Below are 628 nucleotides of genomic sequence, written 5' to 3'. Positions count from 1 at the left end.
CAGACGCTGCTGGACAATCCCATTTACGCCCAAAAATATTCGATAACCACTTAAACTTTTGAGCTCGAAGGCTGGGATGCCAGAGCTTCACGATAGACGAAAAATGAAAAACCTAATCTACTTTGCCCCAATCTTACTTTTAGCCGGATGCGCTGCCAAAAAAGAAACTCAAAGCCAAGTTTCGACTATCACCTTTGCTATTGCTGACTATCAACAATCTGGAAGTAAAATTACGAACTTAGAGAATGAAGAAATTTATCAGCAATTAGTCGTCGAATCCGACAGAGTAAAATACAAGCCTTATGAGAGATCAAAAAGCGAGGGAATCTTCGTTGACGCTTGGGGAAGCCCATTAAGATTCTTCAAGAGCGATCAGAATCAAATCATTGCTTGGTCAGCGGGAAAAGATGGTATCTTCGAGCCTCAAAAATTAGGTGATGACATTGTCGGCATGACAACATTAGCCACAAAGGAGTCTATCAAGGCGGAGTGAGACAATAGATTTCGCTGGCGCTCATCTATGCTCATCCTTCACGATCTGAAACGAAATAAGAAAACAAAATGTTAAACGCGATAATCTTAGCCGCACTGGTAAAAATAAATTTAGAATGCGATAGCCCCTGGGTAG

1 protein-coding gene is annotated in these 628 nt (G+C 41.4%); it reads left to right on the top strand.

Annotated elements, in window-relative coordinates; all coding sequences use genetic code 11:
• The first annotated feature begins 103 nt into the window (after positions 1-103).
• Entirely contained in the window at positions 104-493 is a 390-nt protein-coding gene (locus tag QEH52_RS20020; RefSeq protein WP_308952737.1) for a hypothetical protein, read from the top strand.
• The last annotated feature ends 135 nt before the right edge of the window (positions 494-628 follow it).

Source organism: Thalassobacterium maritimum, from assembly GCF_031127805.1.
Lineage (GTDB): Bacteria > Verrucomicrobiota > Verrucomicrobiia > Opitutales > Coraliomargaritaceae > Thalassobacterium > Thalassobacterium maritimum.
Note: the sequence above shows the minus strand (reverse complement) of the source record. Positions and strands in the feature narration are given on the sequence as shown.

Coding starts and splice junctions, on each gene's coding strand:
- QEH52_RS20020 (WP_308952737.1), top strand. CDS start 104: ATGAAAAACCTAATCTACTTTGCCCCAATCTTACTTTTAGCCGGATGC.